Source organism: Streptomyces sp. WG7 (genome assembly GCF_049975785.1).
Classification (GTDB): Bacteria; Actinomycetota; Actinomycetes; order Streptomycetales; family Streptomycetaceae; genus Streptomyces.
In genome coordinates this window covers 1-917 of sequence record NZ_JBNGGE010000162.1, presented here as the reverse complement: position 1 = coordinate 917, position 917 = coordinate 1, and the positions used below count along the sequence as shown (strand labels likewise).

Here is a 917-nt window from a genome sequence, read left to right as displayed (position 1 = left end):
ATGTCGCCGGGGCTGTCCCCGACGAATACCGCCTGCCCGGGCGGGACGTTGACCTGGGCCAGGGCGGCGTGCAATCCGTCGGGGGCCGGTTTCGCCAGTGCGTCCTGCCGGTGATCACCACGTCCAGCAGGTCCGTGAGGGCGGGCGGCAGGAACCAGGACAGCCGGTCGCGGTCCTGGAGAGTGACGACCCCGAGGGCGGCGTTGACGGCGCGCAGGGCCAGCAGTCCGGGGAACACGGCGGGCAGCGCGGCGGCGAGCGCGCCGTCCCACCATCGGGCGCAGGCGTCGTCCGGGTCGGCGACACCAAGGAGGGCCAGGACCACCAGGAAATTCCGACGCTAATCCCCGATGAAGAGCAGGTAGCCCGAGCGGCGGATCGCCTGGTGGGCCTGCTCGACGACACACCTCACCACAGAGCTTTTTTCCTCCTCTAGCAACTCTTCGAGCTCGGTCACAAGGCGCTCCAGCTGGGGGGTGTTGAACATCGTCAGGTCGTACGGCGAGATGCCTCGCCGCAGGCTGTTTTCCGGCGCTCGTGCGCACAAGGCGAGAAACGAACCCTCCACGTCGTCACCGAACTCCTCTACGACATCCTGCGCACGGTTTAGTCTCCGAATTCCCAGGCCCATGCTGGCTCTCTCTTCTCTCGTTTCAGGGTGTCGGCAGGATCGGGTACATCGTCACCAGATCCCCGTGCACACTCACCACGATGGTGAGGCAGTGGGTTTTCAGCCCTCCGCTCTTCCTGGAGGACTTGCCGAACTTTTTCATGGGGTCGAGGCAGACGTTCTTCTCACGGTAGGTGGAACCACCGTTCGCGTGCCTCCACCCCCCTCGATCCGTCATCGCACCATAGAAGATGTTCCTCAGGTCCCCGAGCGTGAGGTCGGAGTTGAACAGCCCCTTGTTGTCAGA

Annotated in this window: 2 protein-coding genes and 1 pseudogene; all 3 read right to left on the bottom strand. The window is 64.9% G+C overall.

The annotated features are described in order from the left end of the window. Positions 1-325, bottom strand: a pseudogene (locus ACP4J0_RS38540) (hypothetical protein); the annotation flags it as partial. A gap of 15 nt (positions 326-340) precedes the next feature. After that, positions 341-631, bottom strand: coding sequence for a hypothetical protein (locus tag ACP4J0_RS38535; RefSeq protein ID WP_426604112.1), 291 nt, complete (start codon positions 629-631; stop codon positions 341-343). 22 nt (positions 632-653) lie between these two features. After that, positions 654-917, bottom strand: a 264-nt coding sequence (locus ACP4J0_RS38530) for a hypothetical protein (RefSeq protein WP_426604110.1), incomplete at its 5' end; no start/stop codon positions are given.

Excerpts from the sequence above, each read along its gene's own strand:
- ACP4J0_RS38535 (WP_426604112.1), bottom strand. The coding sequence starts at position 631 with ATGGGCCTGGGAATTCGGAGACTAAACCGTGCGCAGGATGTCGTAGAG.